Raw genomic sequence first — 3,403 nt, 5'->3', positions numbered from 1 at the left:
GTTTGGGGGTGTTGTTTATTGTCTACCTCTACATCAGAGACATCACACAGACCAAACAGGCTATCCGTCGCAACTATCCGGTGATCGGTCGATTTCGTTATCTGTTTGAGAAGCAGGGTGAATTCTTTCGTCAGTATTTTTTCGCTATGGATAGGGAAGAGATGCCATTTAACCGCGCGGAACGCAGTTGGGTGTATAGGGCTGCTAAAAATGTCGAGCGTATGATCGCGTTTGGCTCGACCCGCAATCTGGAGCCTCCCGGTTCGATTCTTTTTATGAACTGCGCTTTCCCGACTCTGGAAGAAGATGCGGTACCAATCAGTGATGTGACAATCGGACCTTACTGTACACACCCGTACACCACCCACTCTCTGTTCAATATCTCCGGTATGAGTTATGGCGCAATTTCTAAACCCGCCGTGCAGGCTCTCGCAATGGGCGCTTCGCGGGCAGGGTGCTGGATGAATACTGGAGAGGGAGGTCTCAGTCCTTATCATCTGGAGGGCGGTTGCGATCTCGTCTTTCAGATCGGTACGGCAAAGTATGGCGTTCGAGATGGGGAAGGGCAGCTTAGCAATGAAAAACTTAGCGAGGTTGCTGGCCATCCACAAGTGAAGATGTTTGAGATCAAGATGAGTCAGGGGGCGAAACCCGGAAAAGGCGGGATTCTTCCTGGAGGCAAGGTCACAGCCGAGATTGCGGCTATAAGGGGGATTCCTCAAGGAGAGGCTTCGATCAGTCCTAATGGTCATCCTGATATAAGGTCGCCGGAGGATTTGTTGTCGATGATCCAGCGGATACGGGAAGTTACGGGTAAACCTGTTGGCTTTAAAGCGGTATTAGGTGATGTGAAATGGCTGGAGCATTTCTTTGATCTGATTTTGGATAAGGGGGAGTCTGTTGCACCAGATTTTATTACCGTTGATAGCGCCGATGGCGGTACCGGTGCAGCACCTCAGCCTTTGATGGATTATGTGGGGCTGACTCTGAAGGAAAGTTTACCGTTGCTGGTTGATATGTTGGTTGAGCGCGGGCTTAAAAAACGGATCAAGATTATTGCATCAGGCAAGTTGATTGTGCCCTCCAAGGTTGCGTGGGCGTTGGCGACCGGTGCTGATTTTGTCACATCGGCGCGAGGCTTTATGTTTTCGCTGGGCTGTATTCAGGCAATGCAATGTAATAAAGATACCTGTCCTACCGGCATTACGACCCATAACCCACGCTTGCAACAAGGGCTTGATCCCGCTGATAAAGCAAACCGTGTCGCGAATTACCACAAGTACATCAGTTATGGCGTTGGCTTGATTGCGCATTCTTGTGGCGTAAAAGAGCCGAGACTGTTGCGAAGGCATCACGTGAAGATTGTGTCGGACCATGGGTTGTCGGTAGCAATGGATAAGTTGCATCCTATGCCGGAAGAACGCGCTTATGTGCGGGCGGAAGATATGATTGCAACGTCTGAATCGGATCTTAGTCAGGCTATCGACCAGAGCAAGCTCGATTAACAAAAAAGCCCGGGGCAGTTTCCCGCCCCGGGCTTTTATCGTCTTTATTAGACGCTTAGCTATTGGCTAGCAGTGGATGCTTACTTGTTAGCAGCAGCCAGTGCAGCGTTCAGTGTTTCACTTGGACGCATCACTTTCTTAACGGTTTCACGCTTAGCGTGGTAGTAACCGTCCAGAGCAGCAGGAGTACCCTGTGCAGCAGCCAGTTCAGCAACGATCTGTTCTTCGTTGTCAGCCAGTGCTTTTGCCAGTGGAGCAAACTGTGCAGCCAGTTCAGCATCTTCAGTCTGAGCCGAAACTTCCTGTGCCCAGTACAGTCCCAGGTAGAAGTGGCTACCACGGTTGTCCAGCTCACCGGTTTTACGGGAAGGAGATTTGTTCTCTTCCAGCAGTTTGCCCGTCGCGGCATCCAGAGTTTTAGCCAGGATAGCAGCACGTGGGTTGTCGTTCTTGATGCTCATATCTTCCAGAGATACGGCCAGAGCCAGGAATTCACCCAGAGAGTCCCAGCGCAGGTGGTTTTCTTCTTCAACCTGCTGTACGTGTTTAGGTGCGGAACCACCAGCACCTGTTTCGTACATGCCGCCGCCTTTCAGCATTGGAACGATAGACAGCATCTTCGCAGAGGTACCCAGTTCGATGATTGGGAACAGGTCTGTCAGGTAGTCACGCAGTACGTTACCGGTTACAGAGATAGTGTCGTTGCCGCGGAACATGCGGTCCATGCTGTAGCGGATCGCCTGGTTGTAAGTCTTGATGTAAATTTCCAGACCATCAGTATCGTGATCTTTCAGGTATTCGTTAACCTTCTTGATCAGTTCAGCGTCGTGTGCACGTTTGTAATCCAACCAGAATACAGCCGGAGTATCAGACTGACGTGCGCGAGTCACAGCCAGTTTAACCCAGTCACGTACAGGCTCGTCTTTGGTCTGGCATGCGCGCCAGATATCGCCTTTCTCAACATCGTGCTGCATCAGAACGGTACCGTCTGCTGCAACGACACGCATCACGCCTGGTTCAGTTTCGAAAGTCTTGTCGTGAGAGCCGTATTCTTCAGCTTTCTTAGCCATTAGGCCAACGTTAGGCACAGTACCGATTGTGGTCGGATCAAACGCACCGTTAGTCTTGCAGTAGTTGATCATCTCCTGATAGATACGTGCGTAAGTGGACTCAGGCATTACCGCTTTAGTATCTTTTGGCTTGCCGTCAGGACCCCACATCTTACCGCCGTTACGGATCATTGCAGGCATAGATGCATCAACGATGACGTCGGAAGGAACGTGCAGGTTGGTGATGCCTTTAACGGAATCAACCATTGCCATTTCTGGACGGTGCTCGTGGCACGCGTGGATCGCTTCTTCGATCTCTTCGCGCTGGGAGCGAGGCAGGCTAGCAATCTTGTCGTATACGCTGCCGATACCGTTGTTCGGGTTTACACCCAGCTTGTCAAACAGTTCGCCGTACTGTTCGAACAGCTCTTTGTAGAATACAGTTACCGCGTGACCGAATACGATCGGGTGGGAAACTTTCATCATGGTCGCTTTAACGTGCAGGGACCACATAACGCCCGTTTCTTTGGCGTCGTTCATGCTTTCTTCGAAGAACTCACGCAGTGCTTTAGCACTCATGCGCATGCTGTCCAGAATCTCGCCTTTCTCCAGGCTCAGCTCTTTCTTAACTTCAACGTTACCAGCAGCATCAACGAATTCGATACGTACATCGCCAGCATCTTCCATTGTGATGGACTGTTCGCTGGAGAAGAAATCACCGCCGCGCATGTAGTCAGCGTGAGTGCGGGAAGCTTTGCTCCATTTACCCATGGAGTGTGGGAACTTACGTGCGAAGGCTTTTACTGCGCCCGGTGCACGACGGTCAGAGTTACCTTCACGCAGTACAGG

At 51.0% G+C, this 3,403-nt stretch carries 2 protein-coding genes; one reads left to right on the top strand and one right to left on the bottom strand.

From position 1 onward, the window contains the following. On the top strand, positions 1-1,505 hold a 1,505-nt coding region (locus tag ABYW01_RS17175; protein ID WP_372835086.1), incomplete at its 5' end, for an FMN-binding glutamate synthase family protein. Between the two features lie 80 nt (positions 1,506-1,585). On the opposite strand, the gene ABYW01_RS17170 is transcribed toward ABYW01_RS17175, so the two are convergent. Beyond that, positions 1,586-3,403, bottom strand: a 1,818-nt coding sequence (locus ABYW01_RS17170; protein WP_372835084.1) for an NADP-dependent isocitrate dehydrogenase, incomplete at its 5' end; no start/stop codon positions are given.

The organism is Pontibacterium sp., assembly GCF_041587635.1.
Lineage (GTDB): Bacteria > Pseudomonadota > Gammaproteobacteria > Pseudomonadales > Balneatricaceae > Pontibacterium.
The sequence above is the reverse complement of the archived record's forward strand: the minus strand, read 5'-3'. Positions and strand labels throughout refer to the sequence as shown.